General features: G+C 64.2%; 14 protein-coding genes. 10 read left to right on the forward strand and 4 right to left on the reverse strand.

The window, feature by feature from the left end; translation table 11 throughout:
- Positions 1 to 98: 98 nt before the first annotated feature.
- Positions 99 to 1,781 carry a D-alanyl-D-alanine carboxypeptidase/D-alanyl-D-alanine endopeptidase gene (dacB, locus tag JMY24_RS00515; RefSeq protein WP_128595781.1) on the reverse strand — a complete coding sequence of 561 codons (1,683 nt, stop codon included), beginning with the start codon at positions 1,779 to 1,781 and terminating at the stop codon, positions 99 to 101.
- 302 nt (positions 1,782 to 2,083) lie between these two features.
- On the opposite strand from dacB, the gene JMY24_RS00520 reads away from it, so the two are divergent.
- From JMY24_RS00520 to JMY24_RS00545, 6 genes are all read left to right on the forward strand, one after another.
- A complete protein-coding gene (locus tag JMY24_RS00520; RefSeq protein ID WP_201701281.1) occupies positions 2,084 to 2,746 on the forward strand; it encodes a response regulator in 663 nt (220 codons plus the stop codon).
- Between the two features lie 4 nt (positions 2,747 to 2,750).
- Entirely contained in the window at positions 2,751 to 4,052 is a 1,302-nt protein-coding gene (locus JMY24_RS00525; protein ID WP_128589061.1) for an ATP-binding protein, read from the forward strand.
- Between the two features lie 142 nt (positions 4,053 to 4,194).
- Positions 4,195 to 5,724 (forward strand): DegQ family serine endoprotease, encoded by a 1,530-nt coding sequence (locus JMY24_RS00530; protein ID WP_128595780.1) that lies wholly within the window; start codon positions 4,195 to 4,197, stop codon positions 5,722 to 5,724.
- Positions 5,725 to 5,955: 231 nt separating this feature from the next.
- Complete coding sequence (locus JMY24_RS00535; protein WP_128595779.1) at positions 5,956 to 6,453, forward strand: carboxypeptidase regulatory-like domain-containing protein; 498 nt, start codon at positions 5,956 to 5,958, stop codon at positions 6,451 to 6,453.
- 128 nt (positions 6,454 to 6,581) lie between these two features.
- Positions 6,582 to 6,974 (forward strand): DUF427 domain-containing protein, encoded by a 393-nt coding sequence (locus tag JMY24_RS00540; RefSeq protein ID WP_128595778.1) that lies wholly within the window; start codon positions 6,582 to 6,584, stop codon positions 6,972 to 6,974.
- 30 nt (positions 6,975 to 7,004) lie between these two features.
- Positions 7,005 to 7,739: a CoxG family protein gene (locus JMY24_RS00545; RefSeq protein ID WP_128595777.1), complete on the forward strand. Its 735-nt coding sequence runs from the start codon at positions 7,005 to 7,007 to the stop codon at positions 7,737 to 7,739.
- Between the two features lie 116 nt (positions 7,740 to 7,855).
- Here JMY24_RS00545 and JMY24_RS00550 read toward each other — a convergent pair whose 3' ends face one another.
- Positions 7,856 to 7,993 (reverse strand): hypothetical protein, encoded by a 138-nt coding sequence (locus tag JMY24_RS00550; protein WP_164853594.1) that lies wholly within the window; start codon positions 7,991 to 7,993, stop codon positions 7,856 to 7,858.
- A gap of 26 nt (positions 7,994 to 8,019) precedes the next feature.
- A complete protein-coding gene (locus tag JMY24_RS00555; protein ID WP_236597300.1) occupies positions 8,020 to 9,045 on the reverse strand; it encodes a helix-turn-helix domain-containing protein in 1,026 nt (341 codons plus the stop codon).
- Positions 9,046 to 9,222: 177 nt separating this feature from the next.
- Here JMY24_RS00555 and JMY24_RS00560 point away from each other — a divergent pair, with 177 nt between their 5' ends.
- Positions 9,223 to 9,849, forward strand: coding sequence for a cysteine hydrolase family protein (locus JMY24_RS00560; protein WP_128595775.1), 627 nt, complete (start codon positions 9,223 to 9,225; stop codon positions 9,847 to 9,849).
- Between the two features lie 399 nt (positions 9,850 to 10,248).
- On the opposite strand, the gene JMY24_RS00565 is transcribed toward JMY24_RS00560, so the two are convergent.
- The gene (locus JMY24_RS00565; protein ID WP_128595774.1) at positions 10,249 to 10,887 is read right to left on the reverse strand and encodes a TetR family transcriptional regulator; all 639 of its coding nucleotides are present in this window, start codon (positions 10,885 to 10,887) and stop codon (positions 10,249 to 10,251) included.
- 422 nt (positions 10,888 to 11,309) lie between these two features.
- Between JMY24_RS00565 and JMY24_RS00570 the strand changes: the two genes are divergently transcribed.
- From JMY24_RS00570 to JMY24_RS00580, 3 genes are read left to right on the forward strand one after another with little or no spacing between them, the layout of a single operon-like run.
- On the forward strand, positions 11,310 to 12,542 hold the full coding sequence (locus JMY24_RS00570; protein ID WP_128595773.1) for an efflux RND transporter periplasmic adaptor subunit: 1,233 nt from the start codon (positions 11,310 to 11,312) through the stop codon (positions 12,540 to 12,542).
- A gap of 18 nt (positions 12,543 to 12,560) precedes the next feature.
- On the forward strand, positions 12,561 to 15,770 hold the full coding sequence (locus tag JMY24_RS00575; protein WP_128591281.1) for an efflux RND transporter permease subunit: 3,210 nt from the start codon (positions 12,561 to 12,563) through the stop codon (positions 15,768 to 15,770).
- A 1-nt stretch (position 15,771) separates the two neighbouring features.
- A complete protein-coding gene (locus JMY24_RS00580; RefSeq protein ID WP_201701282.1) occupies positions 15,772 to 17,301 on the forward strand; it encodes an efflux transporter outer membrane subunit in 1,530 nt (509 codons plus the stop codon).
- Positions 17,302 to 17,346 lie beyond the last annotated feature (45 nt).

Consider the following 17,346-nt stretch of genomic DNA (forward strand, 5'->3'; position numbering starts at 1 on the left):
GTCGTGTTGCTGTGCGAGCGTGCAGTGAGTCTCGAACACTGCTCGACAGCGTACACGCTTAAGGTCTCACCGCGCGCCGCCTTCGCTAGAAGGAATCCTCAATGCGCGTCGCGCTTGCGCGGGTTTTTCCTGGGCTTGCCGTGCGGTGCCGCGCTGGTCGATTCGGCGGCAGGCGCCGAGATTCTGCTGAAGCCCGAGTTCGGTCCTTGATACACCCATTCGAGCAGCGCGTCGTGCGCGGCGCGCGCGGCTTCGGAGTGCGGATCGTTGATGAAGCTCACCACCACGTAGCTGTTGCCGTCCGCCGATGCCACGTAGCCCGCGATTGCCCGCACGTCGCGCAAGGTGCCGGTCTTGATCTGTGCGTTGCCGCCTGCGCCCTGGTTGGTCAGGCGGTTGCGCATGGTGCCGTCGACACCGGCGATCGGCAGCGACTGCACGAACACCTGGGCGACAGGGCTCGCGTTGGCGCGTTGCAGCAGGTCGGCGAGCGAGAGTGCGGTGATGTGCTCGTCGCGCGAGAGGCCCGAGCCGTTGTCGAGCGTCAGATATTCCATGTCGATGCTGTCACGCCGCAGGAACGCCTCGATCGCGCGCGCCGACTTGGCGGGCGTCGCAGGCCCTTTTTCTTCGGCTGCCCCGATCGACAGGAACAGGTTGCGCGCCATCGTGTTGTTGCTGAACTTGTTGATGTCGCGAACGATGTCCGACAGCACCGGCCCCTGATGCGTGGCCACCAGTTTTGCGCCGACGGGCACAGCGCCTTCACGCGTCGCGCCGCTGAAGGTGCCGCCCGTCTGCTGCCACAAGGCAAGGAAGCCGCCGGCGAAGAACGCCGAGTGATCGAGCACCGCGACGTTGACGGTGCGCGGGCCGCAGCGCACCGAGTAGTCGCCGGCGAACGATGCGACGAGCGTGCCGTTAGGCGTCGGCGTGACGGTGGGCGATACGGATGCCGCTTCGCCGCGGCACGGGCCGTTGACCGCGCGCATCTGATTGTCGATCTGCAACTGTGCGAGCGCGGGCAGTACGTCGATCGTGACCGTGCCGTCCGATGAAGGCGTCAGCGTGAACGATAGCGATTTGAATGCGTACAGCAGCGGATCGGGCCCGACGTTATACGGCGCGGTCGCGTCGTCGTCGAAGGGCGGCAGATCGCGCGTCGACGGATCGAAGTAGCGCTTGTCGAGCACGAGCGCGCCGTCTATGCCGCGAATCCCCGCCTTGTGGATCTTCTGCACGAGGTCGATGAGTTCCTCGGGCACGAGCTTAGGGTCGCCCGTACCTTGAATGTAGAGATTGCCGTGCAGCACGCCGTTGGCGTCGACTGTGCCGTCGGCGTACGCGCTGGTGCGCCAGCGGTAGTCGGGGCCGAGAATCGACAGACCGGAGTAGGTGGTGACGAGCTTCATCGTCGAGGCGGGCATCATCGGCTTGCCTGCATTCAGCGCGACGATCGGCGTGCGATCGCCGACTTTTTCGATGACCACGCTGATCGACGACAAGGGCACGTGCGCGCGCTGCAAGCCGATCATCACCGATTGCGGCAACACGGTGCTGACGTTGACGCTCGGATGTGTCGTCTTGACGCGCGCGTGCGCGGCAAGCGGCAGCGACGCGCCGCCGGCTAACGCGGCACAGACGAGCAGCCACGCGCTCGCGCGCGGCGCGATCGAAACAGAGCAGGCGGACAAGGCTGGGATGAAAGCGGACGTTAAGCGCGAGCGCAGCGCCGCATGATGGAGATGGCGTGCGGCAAAAGACAGGAAAGCGTGCGTCATGGACGGGCGAGAAAGCAAAATGTCAGGGCGTGCAGCACGCGGCGATTCAAAGTGGTGGAGATGCGTCGCACGAAGGGTTTGCAGCGCGCCGGCGGGGTTCGCCATCGCGCATGCGGCGTCGGGCATTCGTGCTGGCGCGCATTGCTCGCCTACCACGTTAAGCCTTCCAGACCGCCGCGCGACGCAAAGCGCCCATTGTAGTGACATGCCGTCGGCCTGCGGTGAAAAAAGCGCCACACCGGCGCGCGTGCGGAGGGCGGGCGCTAGAATGCGGCATCATCGAATGTTGAGGAAACGTGACCATGCGCATCTTGCTAGTCGAAGACGACCGGATGATCGCCGAGGGCGTGCGCAAGGCGCTGCGCGGCGAAGGCTTCGCGGTCGACTGGGTGGAAGACGGCGAAGCGGCGCTCAGCGCGGCGGGCAGCCAGCCCTACGACCTCGTGCTGCTCGACCTGGGGCTGCCCAAGCGCGACGGCCTCGACGTATTGCGCACGCTGCGCGCGCGCGGCCACGCTATGCCGGTGCTGATCGTCACGGCACGCGACGCGGTAGCCGACCGCGTGAAGGGCCTCGACGCCGGCGCGGACGATTACCTCGTCAAGCCATTCGATCTCGACGAACTCGGCGCGCGCATGCGGGCGCTGATCCGCCGTCAATCGGGCCGTAGCGATTCGACGATCCGCCACGGCAATCTGACGCTCGATCCCGCGTCGCATCAGGTCACGCTCGACGGCGCGCCGGTGGCATTGTCGGCGCGAGAGTTTGCGCTGCTCGAAGCGCTGCTCGCGCGGCCCGGCGCCGTGCTCTCGAAGAGTCAGCTGGAGGAAAAAATGTACGGCTGGGGCGAGGAGATCGGCAGCAATACCGTCGAGGTCTACATTCATGCGCTGCGCAAGAAACTCGGCGCGGACCTGATCCGCAACGTGCGCGGCCTTGGCTACATGATCGCCAGGGAAGCCTGAGCCGATGCGTTCGATCCGACGTCAATTGCTGGTGTGGCTGCTCGCGCTCGTGCTACTCGGCGTCGGCGTGGCGGGCTGGCTGATTTACCGCCAGGCGCTTGCCGAAGCGAATGAACTGTTCGACTACCAGTTGGAGCAGATCGCCGCGGCTCTGCCGTCCGAACCGTTCTCACAAGTGCTCGGCTCGCGCGATACCGGCGACGAAGGCATCGTGCTGCAAATCTGGAATCGCAACGGCGTGCTGATGTACTACTCGCGTCCGCGCGCGCCGCTCGCGCCGCGCGCCGAACTGGGGTTCACGACCGAACACACCGATCGCGGCGACTGGCGCGTGTATGGGGCGATCGTCGGCGATAACGTGGTGCAGTTGGCTCAACCGCTGTCGGTGCGCAACCGCCTCGCCGCCGACGTCGCATTGCGCACGTTGTGGCCGTTGATCGTGCTGCTGCCGGCCCTCGGGCTCGCGGTGTGGGTGATCATCGGACGCGGTTTGCGCCCGCTGCGGCGCGTGACGAGCGCGCTCGACACGCGTCATCCGGAGGCGCTCGATCCGTTGCCCGATCAGCGCCTGCCGCTCGAAGTGCAGCCGCTCGTGCGCGCGTTGAACGGGCTGTTGCAGCGGCTCGCCACCGCGCTCGACATCCAGAAGGCGTTCGTCGCCGATGCCGCGCACGAACTGCGCACGCCGCTTGCCGCGGTGCAGATTCAATCGCAGCTGGTGGCGCGCGCAAAAGACGACGCGGCGCGCAGCGAAGCGCTCGCCGATCTGCAAGCGGGCGTGACGCGCGCAACGCGCCTTGCAGAGCAACTGCTCGCGCTCGCGCGCTCGGAACCGGACGGCCTCGCCGCGACCGATGCCGTCGACTTGCGCTCGTTGTTGCAGGACTGCGTGGTGACCTATGCGCCGCTTGCTGAAGATCGCGGCGTGGACCTCGGCATCGAGGCGAGCGAAGCGGCTACCGTGATCGGCGATCCTGAGGCGCTGCGCGTCATGTTCAACAATCTCGTCGATAACGCGACCAAGTATACGCCGCGAGGCGGGCGCGTCGACGTGAGTCTGCATGTCGAACAGGGTCATCCGGTGGTGCGTATCGCCGACAGCGGACCCGGCATCGAGCCTGCCGAACGCGAGCGTGTCTTCGACCGTTTCTATCGCGCGGGCGCCGGCGAAAATCGCGTGCGTACCGATGTGGCCGGCAGCGGACTCGGCCTTGCGATCGTACGGCGAATCGCCACTCAACACCACGCTACGGTGTCGCTCGACAAATCGCCGGCCGGTGGACTACAGGTCACCGTGCGCTTCTGAAGCAATGCTTTCAATTTGCTTGGTGCAGAAAACCCCTTAAAAATGAAGGCCAAACGCGATCTGTAGCTGCTTAAGACTCTTTTAAGCGATGCCCCGTACGCTTCCTGACATCTAAGTTTCTTTCTCCAGTCAGGAGTACACGATGAACGCGAAAACCTTGTCTCGCAGCGCTGTTGCAGCGGCTGTCGCCGTTGCACTTTCCGCCGGCTATGTGGCGGGCCATCGCGACGTACCCGCGCCTCAGGTCATTTCACCGGCGCAAGCGGCGATGATGCCCGCCGAAGCCGCCGCGAAAACTGGCATTCCCGATTTCTCCGGTCTCGTCGAAACGTACGGACCGGCGGTAGTCAACATCAGCGCAAAGCACGTCGTGAAGCGCACGGCATTGCGCGGTAATGGAGGCAATGGAGGCAATGGCGGCATGAGCGGCGGCAATCAGTTGCCGATCGATCCGAGCGATCCGTTCTACCAGTTCTACAAGCACTTCTTTGGCGGCACGCCCGGCATGCAGGGCGGCGACGGCGGCGATGCGCCCGACGAGCCGAGCGCGAGCCTCGGCTCCGGGTTTATCGTCAGCAGCGACGGCTATATCCTGACCAACGCGCATGTGGTGGACGGCGCAAACGTCGTCACGGTGAAGCTGACCGACAAGCGCGAGTTCAGAGCCAAGGTGATCGGCGCCGACAAACAGTCGGACGTCGCTGTCCTGAAGATCGACGCAAGCAGTCTGCCGACAGTGAAGATCGGCGATCCGCGTCAAAGCAAGGTCGGTCAGTGGGTGGTCGCGATCGGCTCGCCATACGGTTTCGACAATACGGTGACCTCGGGCATCATCAGCGCGAAATCGCGTTCGCTGCCGAACGAAAACTACACGCCGTTCATTCAGACCGACGTGCCGGTGAATCCCGGCAATTCCGGCGGACCGCTGTTCAATCTGCAAGGCGAGGTGATCGGCATCAACTCCATGATCTACTCGCAGACTGGCGGCTTCCAGGGGCTTTCGTTCGCAATCCCGATCAATGAAGCGATCAAGGTCAAGGACGACATCGTCAAGACGGGGCACGTGAGCCGGGGGCGCCTGGGCGTCGCGGTGCAAAGCATGAATCAGACGCTGGCAAATTCGTTCGGCATGCAGAAGCCGCAAGGCGCGCTCGTCAGCTCCGTCGATCCGGACGGTCCTGCCGCGAAGGCGGGTTTGCAGCCGGGAGACGTGATTCTGTCGGTGAACGGCGAGCCGGTGGGCGATTCGTCGGCGCTGCCTTCACAGGTGGCAGGCCTCGCGCCCGGCAGCACGGCCACAGTGCAGGTGTGGCGCGACAAGGGCGCGAAGGATCTGAAGGTGACGATCGGCTCGTTGTCGGACACGAAGCTGGCCTCGGACAAGACCGATCAGCCCGCGCAGTTGCAAGGCCGTCTGGGCGTGGCCGTGCGTCCGCTGACGCCGCAAGAAAAGAGCAGCGCTTCGATCTCGCACGGTCTTCTCGTGCAGCAGTCGGGCGGCGCGGCGGAGAGCGCGGGCATCCAGCCGGGCGACGTGATTCTCGCGGTCAACGGCCGGCCGGTGACGAGCGTCGATCAGTTAAAGCAGATGATCTCCGGCGCGGGCAATAGCATTGCGTTGCTGATCCAGCGGGACAATGCGCAGATTTTCGTGCCGGTCGATCTGGGTTGATCCACGCGCAGCATCGAGTAACCCTTGCCGGTCTGTTTGCACTTACTGCAGACAGACCGGCATTTTTCTTTCTATGACGGAAGCCGCAAGCAAGGCGCTTTGCGGCGCGTGACGTGCGAAGCGGCCGGTTCGCCGTCCTGGCGAGCGGCCGCGTGGCACGCCAGTTGCATCTAAGTTGAATCTGGTCCCATCGACGGGTCCCGGATAAGGACGTCAATAAGGAGCAAACCGATGAAGAACCAACGCACTCAGCGAAAGATCGTAGCCGCCGCGACCAGCGTGGCGCTCACTCTCGGTCTGGCGGGCGGCGCGTACGCGCAGCAGGCGAGCGAAGTAACCGGCGGCACCACCGCGGACCAGACGAGCGCAGGCAACGCCAACGGCGGAGGTCTGCCGCAAATCCAGCAACAAGGCGACGTGTCGTTCGTCTCGGGCGGCGTCGGTCTGGACGAGTCCAAGGCGCTGCAGCAGGCGCAAAGCCAGTGGCCGCTGTCGCTGCGCTTTACCGGACCGGGCTCGGACTATCTGGCCGACGTCCACGTGCGGATCGTCGATGCGCATAACGGCGAGGTGTTGAGCACCGCGTCGCGCGGACCGTACATGCTCGTGAAACTGCGCCCGGGGCGCTACACGGTGCATGCGACATACAAGGACCGCGACCAGTCGAAGGCCTTGACGGTGCCCGCGAAGGGCACGGCGAAAGCGGCGTTCTACTGGAACACCCAGTAAACCCGAGGCTTGTCGGGCATGCAGCACTGAGGCCGCGCAATCGCGAGGACTTTGACCGATAATGAAGCCACGGGCCTGTCCCGTGGCTTTGCTGTATGCACGACCGCACACTTTCACGGAGCCGAGACATGAGCGATGCCTTGAGACCTCACGCGAGCCCGGACAAACCCTCCGGCGGGCACGCCATTGCGATAACGGGCAATCATCACCGGGTGCGGGTGATTCACGGTGGCGTGACGATGGCCGACACGCACGCGGCGCTCACGCTCGCCGAAACCGGTCTGCCCGACGTGTTCTATTTCCCGCGTGAAGACGTGAACATGGCGCGGCTCGAACGCTCCACGCACACGTCGCACTGTCCGTTCAAGGGCGACGCGTCGTACTACCATCTGCGCACCGAAGACGGCTTGATCGAAAACGCCGTCTGGACTTACGAGACGCCGTTCGAACAGGCAGCCCCGATCCAGGGATATCTCGCGTTTTACTCATCGCGCGTCGACCGCATCGATCAGACGTCCTGATCCGCTGTCGCGTGTTTGTCGGAGGCTGGGATGGAACTGAACGACGCGTTACGGATTCCACTTGCGCCGTCCGATGTCTGGGACGCGTTGCAAGATCTCGCGCTTCTGCGCGCCAGCCTCGATAACTGCGAGTCGTTCACGCGCCTTTCGCACGGCGAATACGCGCTGGCTATGACGGTGCCGCTCGGGCCGCTGCGCGCGCGCTACGAAGCACGCGCGCACGTCGCCGGCCAGGATTCCGGTCCGGCCGATGCGGAGCGCCGCACGATCAATTTCAAGGCGCGCGCCGAAGGTATCGGCTCCCTGCGCGGACAAATCGAAGTGCGCCTGCGCCCGGAAGAAGGTGCGCTCGGCGCCAGGGAGCGCGGCACACGGATCGACTACACGATCTGGGCGACGTCGTCCGGGCCGCTCGCTGAACTGCCCACGCGTCAGCTCGAAAACGCGCTTCATCATCTCGCCGACGATTTCTTCACCGAATTCAGCGCGGTCGTGCGTGCGAAGCATGGGCAGGGCCCGAACCGCGCGCGCGGTTCGGCGGCGCGTCGCCAGCATGTATTTTTGCGGCCCATCACGCTCGGCGGCGTCTCGCGACGCACTCGCACTGAACATGGCAACGCGCTCGCCGGGCGGGCGGCCAGCGTGTCGCATGGCGTCTCTCACCCCGAGCCGACTCCGCATGCCATGCCGAACTGGGCGTGGGCGGCGATGATTTTTCTGGTCGCGCTTATGCTGTATGTGGCGCGCTGGATCAGCGAGCGCTGACGGCGTCCCTTGTTCGCGGCTTGACCGGCGCGTGAGCGGCATGAACGCGCGGAACGGTCGCGCAGCGTGCGAAGTCGAGTGTCGTGCGGGCGCGACTACGAATTCGCGGTGGCCGACTACGAAAGCGCGTCGCTTTGCACGTGGCGCTGCTTCGCGGCGTCGATGCGATGCTTCGCCTTCAATGTGTTACCCGGCGTCTTGATCGCCGTTAGCGTGTGGCGCCGCGTTTGCTTCGCGTGTAGCGTGCGTGTCACGCGGCACCTGCCTGGCCGCTGTGTCCTCAGGCGCCGCGAAACTCTCTTCGCCATGCCGAGGGCGACGTCCGAAAGGCTTCCGCGAAGTGTTGACGCAATGACGCCGCCGAGCCGAAACCGGCGATGCCCGCAATCGCTTCCACCGACTCATCCGAGCTCTCCAGCAACTGCTGCGCGCGCGTGAGCCGTTGTGCAAGCAGCCACGCGCCGACGGTCGTGCCGGTGGCGAGCCTGAAGCGCCGCGTGAAGGTGCGCCTGCTCATCAGCGCGCGGGCCGCGAGGCTGTCGAGCGTATGCGGCGCGTCGAGGTTGCCGCACACCCAGTCAAGCAGACCCGACAGCCGGTCTTCGCGGACGTTCGGCGGGACCGGCTGCTGGATGTATTGCGCCTGGCCGCCTTGCCGGTGCGGCGATACGACGAGCCGCCGCGCGACGAAGTTCGCCACCTCGGCGCCGCACATCTTGCGCAGCACATGTAGACAGCAATCCAGGCCGGCAGCCGTGCCCGCCGATGTCAGCACGTTGCCGTCGTCGACATAAAGTACGTCGCGATCCAGCCGGACACGCGGATAACGGCGCGCGAAGTCGTCGGCCCATGCCCAATGCGTGGAGGCCGGGCGGTCGTCGAGAATGCCCGCGGCAGCCAGCACGAACGCGCCGAGGCACAGGCCGACGAGTTGCGCGCCGCGTGCGTGCGCCGCGCGTAGTGCATCGAGCAAAGCGGCCGGCGGCGCCTCGGCGGGATCGCGCCAGCTCGGCACGATGATCGTGTCGGCTTCGGCGAGCGCCTCGAGGCCGTGAGTCACGGCAATCGAGAATCCTGCGGTCGTCGTCAGCGGGCCGGTTTCGGCTGCGCAGACGCGGAAGTCGAAACCGGGGACGCCACCACCGCTGCGGTCCTCGCCGAACACCACGCATGGCACAGAAAGATGAAATGGGCTGATGCGGTCGAACGCGATCACTGCGACGATATGCGTCCGCTGTCCGCCGGGCTTTGCGGCGGGCTTTGCGGCGGCGGGGGGAGAAGCGGCAGAAGCGGCAGATGTAGCCATGAGTCAGGCACCTCGTAAGAGCGACGACGATGGCCCGATTCTAGCGAATATTGTCAATCGGGCCGCTGTCGCCAAAACTGGTGTGGGCGAACAATGCGTCATCGCGGCGGCCTCGCTTGCCTGAAGCTAGCGGGTCTGTCGCGCGCGACCTCATCAACCTTTCACAGGAGTCTTGCCATGACCACACCACGCCGTGCGCTGATCGTCATCGACGTGCAGAACGAATACGTAAGCGGCAATCTGCCGATCGAGTATCCGGACGTCCACAGCTCGCTAGCCAACATAGGACGCGCGATCGACGCCGCGCGTGCCGCCGGCGTGCCGGTGGTGATCGTGCAGAACTTCGCGCCCGCCACTTCGCCGCTGTTCGCCCGCGGCAGCGCGGGAGCGGAATTGCACCCGGTGGTCGCTTCCCGCGAGCGCGATCACTATCTGGAGAAGTCGCTGCCGAGCGCCTTCACCGGCACAGACCTCGCCGACTGGCTGGCAGCACGGCAAATCGACACGGTCACGGTGGTGGGATACATGACGCACAACTGCGATGCATCGACGATCAATCACGCGGTCCACGCGGGCCTCGCCGTCGAATTCCTGCACGATGCAACCGGCTCGGTGCCCTACGAAAACAGCGCGGGCTTTGCAAGCGCGGAAGATATTCATCGCGTGTTCAGTGTGGTGCTGCAATCACGCTTTGCGGCGGTGGCGAGCACCGACGAATGGCTTGCCGCCGTGAGTAGCGGTGCGCCGCTGGAGCGCGGCAACATTTATGCATCGAATCAGAAGGCGCGCAGCCGGAATCGCTGATACGGGCGGGAGGACGCGGTTGAAAGGCCGCGAGTTGAAGGTAGCGACTCAAAGGCCGTGACTCAAAGGCCGCGACTTAAAGGTCGTGACTCAAAGGCCGTGAAGCGAAGGCCGTGAAGCGAAGGTCGTGAAGCGAAGGTCGTGACTCAAAGGTCGTGACCCAAGGTCGTGACAATGCCGGCCCAACGCCGGTCCAACACGGCAGCGAGCGCCGCGAGAGCAGGCGCGGCTGATTGCGCCAAATGGTGCGTCGGGAGCGTTGCCGGCAACGACGGCGCCGACAGCAATCCCAGCAATCCCAGCAACGCCAGTAACGCTAGCAACGCCAGCCACCGCCCAATCAGCCGCGAACGACCCAAGCAGGCCGCCTCGCGCCCATCCGGCCCGCCAGCCGCTGCTTCACGTTGTCTTACGCAACGCCGGACTCAGACGCAGTGCATCGAAAATGCCTTCGACCATCCGCTCACCGAGCGCGGTGAAATTCGTGGCATCCGGTAGAAACAGCATATCGCGCAGCGACCCGCCGACAAACGCATGCACCATGGCCGCAGCGAGCTTCGTATCGAGGTCTGCCGGCAATTGCCCTTTCGAGATCGCGTTGCGCAAGCCGCCTTCGATCTTGATCAGCGCCTCGCGCATATTGGTCTGGTAGCGGACCATCACCGGCCCCATCTCTTCGACCAGCTCGCACTTCAGGAACAGAATGTCGAACACGCGGCGGCGGCGCTGATCGGTCGCGGTATCGCGCACGCAGACAATGCAGATTTCCATCAGCCGCCCAAGCGGATCGGGCTCGTTCGGGTCCAGCGACGCGGCCTTGAGTTCGTCCAGCGGCAGCAGCACGCGGTCGAACATTTCGGTGAACAGATCGCTCTTGTGCGCGAAGTGCCAATAAATGGCGCCGCGCGTGACGCCGGCCGCCTGTGCGATGTCGGCGAGCGACGTGCGCGACACACCCTTTTCGAAGAAGACCCGCTCGGCTGCGTCGAGGATGCTATTGCGCGTCTCCAGCGCTTCTTCTTTGGTTCTTCTGACCATATTTGTCTAACTTGCCCTGATTGCGGGTTTTCCCGAGCTTTTTTAAGTACGCTCGATGACAATCCGTTTGCCCTGAACCGTTTGGCGAAGCTTTCTTCCGGGTCCCCGCCCCGCAAGAGAAGTAACGCACTTTTACATCCATTCGTGAATGTATATATAATAGCACCCCACGATCGGATAGCCCAAGCTGTGACGACCGGTTAATATCCGTCACTGTTGTCTTCAGAACGCTTTCGCGCCGTGATTCAACGGGCGGCGCGGTGCGGCATTTCCCGGTATGGCGCATTTGGTTCTGGTTGCCTGGCAGCTTGTCGGCACCCATGGCTTTCGGTCGAGCGTCGCAAGACGCATGTGTGCGCCGTCGTCCCCGGGGTAGGGATGCGCGCACTTTTTCATTCTCAGTCATAGACAGAGGTCGCTCCATGCGCGTCGAACGGGTTCCATTCCGCTTAATCAGTGCCGCGACGGCTGCCATATTGCTGGCAGCATGCGGACCAAAACAATCTGCCCCGCCGCAACAGACGCCCGAAGTCGGCGTCGTCACAGTCCAGCCGACTACCGTACCTGTCGTCACTGAATTGCCGGGCCGCACCAGTGCTTTCCTTGTCGCGCAAGTGCGCGCGCGGGTGGACGGCATCGTGCTGCGCCGCGAGTTCACCGAAGGCGGCCAGGTCAAGGCAGGCCAGCGCCTGTACAAGATCGATCCGGCACCGTACATCGCAACGCTGAACAACGCGAAGGCATCGCTCGCCAAGGCGCAGGCCAACCTCGCGTCCACCACGGCGCAGGCAAGCCGCTTCAAGGTGCTGGTTGCCGCCAATGCGGTCAGCAAGCAGGACTACGACAACGCGGTCGCCTCGGAAGGCCAGGCCGCCGCCGACGTCGCCGCGGGCAAGGCAGCGGTCGAGACAGCGCAGATCAACTTGGGCTATACCGACGTGACCTCGCCCGTGACGGGCCAGATCGGCGTGTCGCAAGTCACGCCGGGCGCTTATGTGCAGGCGAGCGCCGCGACGCTGCTCGCCACCGTGCAGCAACTCGATCCGGTCTACGTCGACCTGACGCAATCGAGCCTCGAAGGTCTGAAGCTGCGCCGCCAGATGCAGGAAGGGCGTCTCAAGACGAACGGTCCTGACGCCGCGAAGGTCTCGCTCATTCTCGAAGACGGCCGTACGTATTCCGAAAAGGGCAAGCTGCAGTTCACCGACGTGACGGTCGACCAGGGCACCGGCTCTGTCACGGTCCGCGCGATCTTCCAGAACAAGGACAAGGTGCTGCTGCCGGGCATGTTCGTGCGCGCGAAGATCGAGGAAGGCGTGAACGAGAACGCGCTCGTCGTACCGCAAGTCGGCATCACGCACGACCAGAAGGGGCAGCCTACCGCGCTCGTCGTCGGCGACGACAACAAGGTCGTGTTGCGTCAGCTCGTCACCTCGGGCACGTACGGTCCGAACTGGGTGGTCGAGAGCGGTCTGAAACCCGGTGACCGCGTGATCGTGCAGGGCACCGACAAGGCAAAACCGGGCATGCAGGTCAAGACCGTTGCCGCGCAACTTCCCGCTACCCCCGCCTCCGGCGCAGCCGCTCAAGGTGCGTCGGCCGCCAGCGGCAGCGCGCAGACGGGTCAACCTGCCTCCGCTGCATCGGGCGCGTAATAACAGGGAGCCCGCCACATGGCAAAGTTCTTCATTGATCGCCCGATTTTTGCATGGGTGATCGCCATCATTTTGATGCTCGCGGGTATCGCGTCGGTGTTCACATTGCCGATCGCGCAATATCCGACCATCGCGCCGCCGGCCGTGCAGATCAGCGCAACGTATCCGGGCGCTTCGGCGAAGACGGTGGAAAACACCGTCACGCAGGTGATCGAGCAGCAGATGAGTGGTCTCGACCACTTGCTGTACCTGTCGTCCACGTCGGACGACTCGGGTACGGCAACCATCACGCTGACGTTCGCGGCCGGCACCAATCCTGACATCGCGCAGGTGCAGGTGCAGAACAAGCTGCAGCTCGCCACTCCGTTGCTGCCGCAAGCGGTGCAGCAGTTGGGTACGAAGGTCACGAAGTCGAGCAGCAGCTTCCTGCTGGTCATGGCGTTCGTGTCCGAAGACGGCAGCATGAGCAAGTACGACCTCGCGAACTACGTGGCGTCGAACATTCAGGACCCGGTCAGCCGTATCGACGGCGTGGGCACGGTCACGCTGTTCGGCTCGCAGTACGCAATGCGAATCTGGCTCGACGCGAACAAGCTGACCAACTTCGGCTTGACGCCGGTGGATGTGCAGTCCGCGCTGCAGGCGCAGAACGTACAGGTCGCGGGCGGCTCGCTCGGCGGCACGCCGTCGGTGCCGGGACAGGTGTTGCAGGCGACCATCACCGAAGCGACGCTGCTCAATACGCCTGAACAGTTCGGCAACGTGCTGCTGAAGGTCAATCCCGACGGCTCGCAGGTCCGTATCAAGGACGTCGGGCGCGTCGAGCTCGGCGGCGAAAACTACAACTTCGACACCAAGTACAACGGTCAGCCGACCGCCGGCTTCGGTATCCAGCTCGCCACGGGCGCGAATGCGCTCGCCACCGCCAAGGCGGTGCGCGCGAAGATCGACGAGTTGTCGAAGTACTTCCCGCACGGTCTCGTCGTCAAGTATCCGTACGACACCACGCCGTTCGTGCGTCTGTCGATCGAGGAAGTGGTCAAGACGCTGCTCGAAGGTATCGTGCTGGTGTTCCTGGTCATGTACCTGTTCCTGCAGAACCTGCGCGCCACGCTGATCCCAACCATCGCAGTGCCGGTGGTGCTGTTGGGCACGTTCGCGGTCATGAGCATTGTCGGCTTCTCGATCAACACGTTGTCCATGTTCGGGCTCGTGCTGGCAATCGGCCTGCTGGTGGACGACGCGATCGTGGTGGTGGAAAACGTCGAGCGGGTGATGGCGGAGGAGGGCTTATCCCCTCGCGAAGCCACGCGCAAGGCGATGGACCAGATTACCGGCGCGCTGGTCGGCGTGGCGCTCGTGCTGTCGGCGGTGTTCGTGCCGGTGGCGTTCTCGGGCGGTTCGGTCGGCGCTATCTACCGGCAATTCTCGCTGACCATCGTGGCCGCCATGGTGCTGTCGGTGCTGGTTGCGTTGATTCTGACGCCGGCCTTGTGCGCGACGATTCTCAAGCCGATTCCGCAAGGTCATCACGAAGAGAAGAAGGGCTTCTTCGGCTGGTTCAACCGGAACTTCAACAAGAGCCGCGACAAGTATCACTCGGGCGTGCACCACGTGATCAAGCGCTCGGGTCGCTGGCTCATCATCTACATGGTGGTGATCTTCGCGGTCGGTCTGCTGTTCGTGAAACTGCCGAAGTCGTTCCTGCCGGACGAAGACCAGGGCACGATGTTCGTGCTGGTGCAAACGCCTTCGGGTTCCACGCAGGAAACCACGGCTCGCGCGCTGAAAGACGTGTCGGACTATCTGCTCAACGGCGAAAAGGCGATTGTCGAATCCACCTTCACGGTGAACGGCTTCAGCTTCGCGGGCCGCGGTCAGAACGCCGGTCTCGTGTTCGTGCGGATGAAGGACTACGCGCAGCGTCAGCACGCGGATGAAAAGGTCCAGGCGCTGGTGGGCCGCCTCTTCATGCACTTCGGCAGCTACAAGGGCGCGCTCGTGTATCCGGTGAATCCGCCTTCCATTCCGGAACTCGGCACGGCTGCGGGCTTCGACTTCGAGCTGCAGGACCGCGCGGGTGTCGGCCACGAAAAGCTGATGCAAGCGCGCAACATGCTGCTCGGCATGGCCGCGCAAGATCCGACGCTGGCTCAGGTGCGTCCGAACGGCCTGAACGATACGCCGCAGTTCAAGGTGAACATCGATCACGAAAAGGCCTCTGCGCTCGGCGTATCGCTGTCCGCAATCGACCAGACGTTCTCGATCGCGTGGGCGTCGCAATACGTGAACAACTTCCTCGATACGGACGGCCGGATCAAGAAGGTGTACATGCAGGGCGATGCACCGTTCCGTATGACGCCAGAAGACCTGAACGCCTGGTACGTGCGCAACACAGCGGGCGGTATGGTGCCGTTCTCGGCCTTCGCAAGCGGCCAGTGGACCTACGGTTCGCCGAAGCTCGAGCGTTACAACGGTATTTCCGCGGTGGAAATCCAGGGCGCGGCGGCACCGGGCAAGTCGACCGGTCAGGCGATGACGGCAATGGAAGCGCTCGTGGCGAAACTGCCCGCGGGTGTCGGCTACGAATGGACGGGCCTGTCGTTGCAGGAACGTCAGTCCGGTTCGCAGGCGCCGATCCTGTACGGCATCTCGATCCTCGTCGTGTTCCTGTGTCTCGCGGCGCTGTATGAAAGCTGGTCGATCCCGTTCTCCGTGATCATGGTGGTGCCGCTCGGCGTGATCGGCGCATTGCTGGCCGCCACGCTGCGCGGGCTCGAGAACGACGTGTTCTTCCAGGTTGGTCTTCTGACAACAGTGGGGCTGTCGGCGAAAAACGCGATTCTGATCGTCGAATTCGCGCGCGAGCTGCAGCTGAGCGAAGGCATGGGTCCGGTCGAGGCCGCGCTGGAAGCGGCACGTCTGCGGCTGCGTCCGATTCTGATGACCTCGCTCGCATTCATTCTCGGCGTGATGCCGCTCGCGATCAGTAACGGCGCGGGCTCGGCGAGCCAGCACGCAATCGGTACGGGCGTGATCGGCGGTATGTTGACGGCGACCTTCCTCGCGATCTTCATGATCCCGATGTTCTTCGTCGTGATCCGCGCGAAGTTCGGCGGCGATAAGGAAGACCCGGATGCGGCGCTCGCACACTACAACCAGCACCATCCGCATGATCCGCAAGGCGGCGGGTCCGACAGCAACGGCTCGGGCAAGGACGGACATTGAGATGCAAAAACACTCTTTGATTGCAGTGGCGGTCGCGTTCCTCGCCGCCGGTTGCACGATGGCGCCGAAGTACGAACGCCCCGCCGCGCCGGTGACGAGCACGTTCCCGACCGGCGGCGTGTACGCCACGCAGCCGGGCGCGACGCAGCCTGGCGGGGCCGGCGCGCGTAGCGCGAACGGCCTGGCCGCGGCCGACATCGGCTGGCGCGATTTCTTTATCGATCCGCGCATGCAACAGCTGATCGAGATCGCGCTGAAGAACAACCGTGATCTGCGCGTGTCGGTGCTGAACATGCAGGCGTCGCAGGCGCAGTTCCGGATCGTTCGCGCGGGTCTGTTCCCGACGCTCGACGCCGCGGCATCGCAAAGCAAACAGCGGACGCCGAAAGATCTGTCGGTGTTCGGCAATACGATTTCGAACTCGTATTCGGTCGGCCTGAACGCATCGTGGGAAATCGACTTCTTCGGGCGAATTCAAAGCCTGAAGGACCAGGCGTTGGCTCAGTACCTGGCCACGGCTCAGGCGCGCAAGGCGGCTGAAATCGCGCTGGTCTCGCAAGTGGCGAATCAGTACCTGACGGTACTGGAGCTCGACGACCTGCTGAAGGTTACGCAAGGTACGCTGAAGACCGCGCAGGAGTCGTATCGCATCACGAAGCTGCAGTTCGACAACGGCACGGGCTCCGAACTCGATCTGCGCCAGGCGCAGACCGTGGTCGAGCAGGCAGACGCGAACCTGCATGCGCAGGAGCGTCTGCGGGCCCAGGCGGAGAACGCGCTGGTGCTGCTGGTCGGCGAGCCGCTGCCCGCCGGCCTGGCGCCGGGCCTTACGTTGGACGACCAGAATCTGCTTACGGATATTCCGGCGGGTCTGCCATCCGATCTGCTGACGCGTCGTCCCGATATCATGGAGGCCGAAGAAAATCTGCTTGCGGCCAACGCGAATATCGGCGCCGCGCGCGCGGCCTTCTTCCCGAAGGTTTCGCTCACGGGCAGCTTCGGCACGCTGAGCCCGACGCTCGGCGGCTTGTTCAAGCCGGGTTCGGCAGCGTGGAGTTTCGCGCCGTCGATCACGCTGCCGATTTTCGAAGGCGGTCAGAACCTGGCCAACCTCGATCTCGCGAATATCCAGAAGAACGTCCAGATCGCCACGTATGAGAAGGCGATTCAGACGGCCTTCCGCGAGGTAGCAGACGCGCTTGCCGCGCGCGGCACATACGATCAGCAGATCCAGTCGCTCGAGCGCAACGCGTTTGCGGAGCAGCGCCGGCTGGATCTGTCGAACCTGCGTTATACGAGCGGTGTCGACAGTTACCTGTTGGTGCTGACCGCGCAGACCGATTTGTATTCGGCGCAGCAGTCGTTGATTACCGCGCGCATGGAGCGTCTGCAGAACCTGGTGACGTTGTACCAGGCGCTCGGCGGCGGCTGGATCGAGCATAGCGGCGATCAGCCGCGTCCGGCCGACGCGCCCGTCGACTATGGCGCGGCGAGTGCGCCGGCAGCGGCTTCGGCTGCGACCGCCGGCTGAGGGTTGCAGCAGTTCAACGGGTAAGCGACCGGAGATAGAAAAACG

Origin of the sequence: Paraburkholderia kirstenboschensis (assembly GCF_904848585.1) — a bacterium.
Taxonomy (GTDB): Bacteria; Pseudomonadota; Gammaproteobacteria; order Burkholderiales; family Burkholderiaceae; genus Paraburkholderia; species Paraburkholderia kirstenboschensis.

Coding starts and splice junctions, on each gene's coding strand:
- dacB (WP_128595781.1), bottom strand. CDS start 1,781: ATGACGCACGCTTTCCTGTCTTTTGCCGCACGCCATCTCCATCATGCG.
- JMY24_RS00520 (WP_201701281.1), top strand. CDS start 2,084: ATGCGCATCTTGCTAGTCGAAGACGACCGGATGATCGCCGAGGGCGTG.
- JMY24_RS00525 (WP_128589061.1), top strand. CDS start 2,751: ATGCGTTCGATCCGACGTCAATTGCTGGTGTGGCTGCTCGCGCTCGTG.
- JMY24_RS00530 (WP_128595780.1), top strand. CDS start 4,195: ATGAACGCGAAAACCTTGTCTCGCAGCGCTGTTGCAGCGGCTGTCGCC.
- JMY24_RS00535 (WP_128595779.1), top strand. CDS start 5,956: ATGAAGAACCAACGCACTCAGCGAAAGATCGTAGCCGCCGCGACCAGC.
- JMY24_RS00540 (WP_128595778.1), top strand. CDS start 6,582: ATGAGCGATGCCTTGAGACCTCACGCGAGCCCGGACAAACCCTCCGGC.
- JMY24_RS00545 (WP_128595777.1), top strand. CDS start 7,005: ATGGAACTGAACGACGCGTTACGGATTCCACTTGCGCCGTCCGATGTC.
- JMY24_RS00555 (WP_236597300.1), bottom strand. CDS start 9,045: ATGGCTACATCTGCCGCTTCTGCCGCTTCTCCCCCCGCCGCCGCAAAG.
- JMY24_RS00560 (WP_128595775.1), top strand. CDS start 9,223: ATGACCACACCACGCCGTGCGCTGATCGTCATCGACGTGCAGAACGAA.
- JMY24_RS00565 (WP_128595774.1), bottom strand. CDS start 10,887: ATGGTCAGAAGAACCAAAGAAGAAGCGCTGGAGACGCGCAATAGCATC.
- JMY24_RS00570 (WP_128595773.1), top strand. CDS start 11,310: ATGCGCGTCGAACGGGTTCCATTCCGCTTAATCAGTGCCGCGACGGCT.
- JMY24_RS00575 (WP_128591281.1), top strand. CDS start 12,561: ATGGCAAAGTTCTTCATTGATCGCCCGATTTTTGCATGGGTGATCGCC.
- JMY24_RS00580 (WP_201701282.1), top strand. CDS start 15,772: ATGCAAAAACACTCTTTGATTGCAGTGGCGGTCGCGTTCCTCGCCGCC.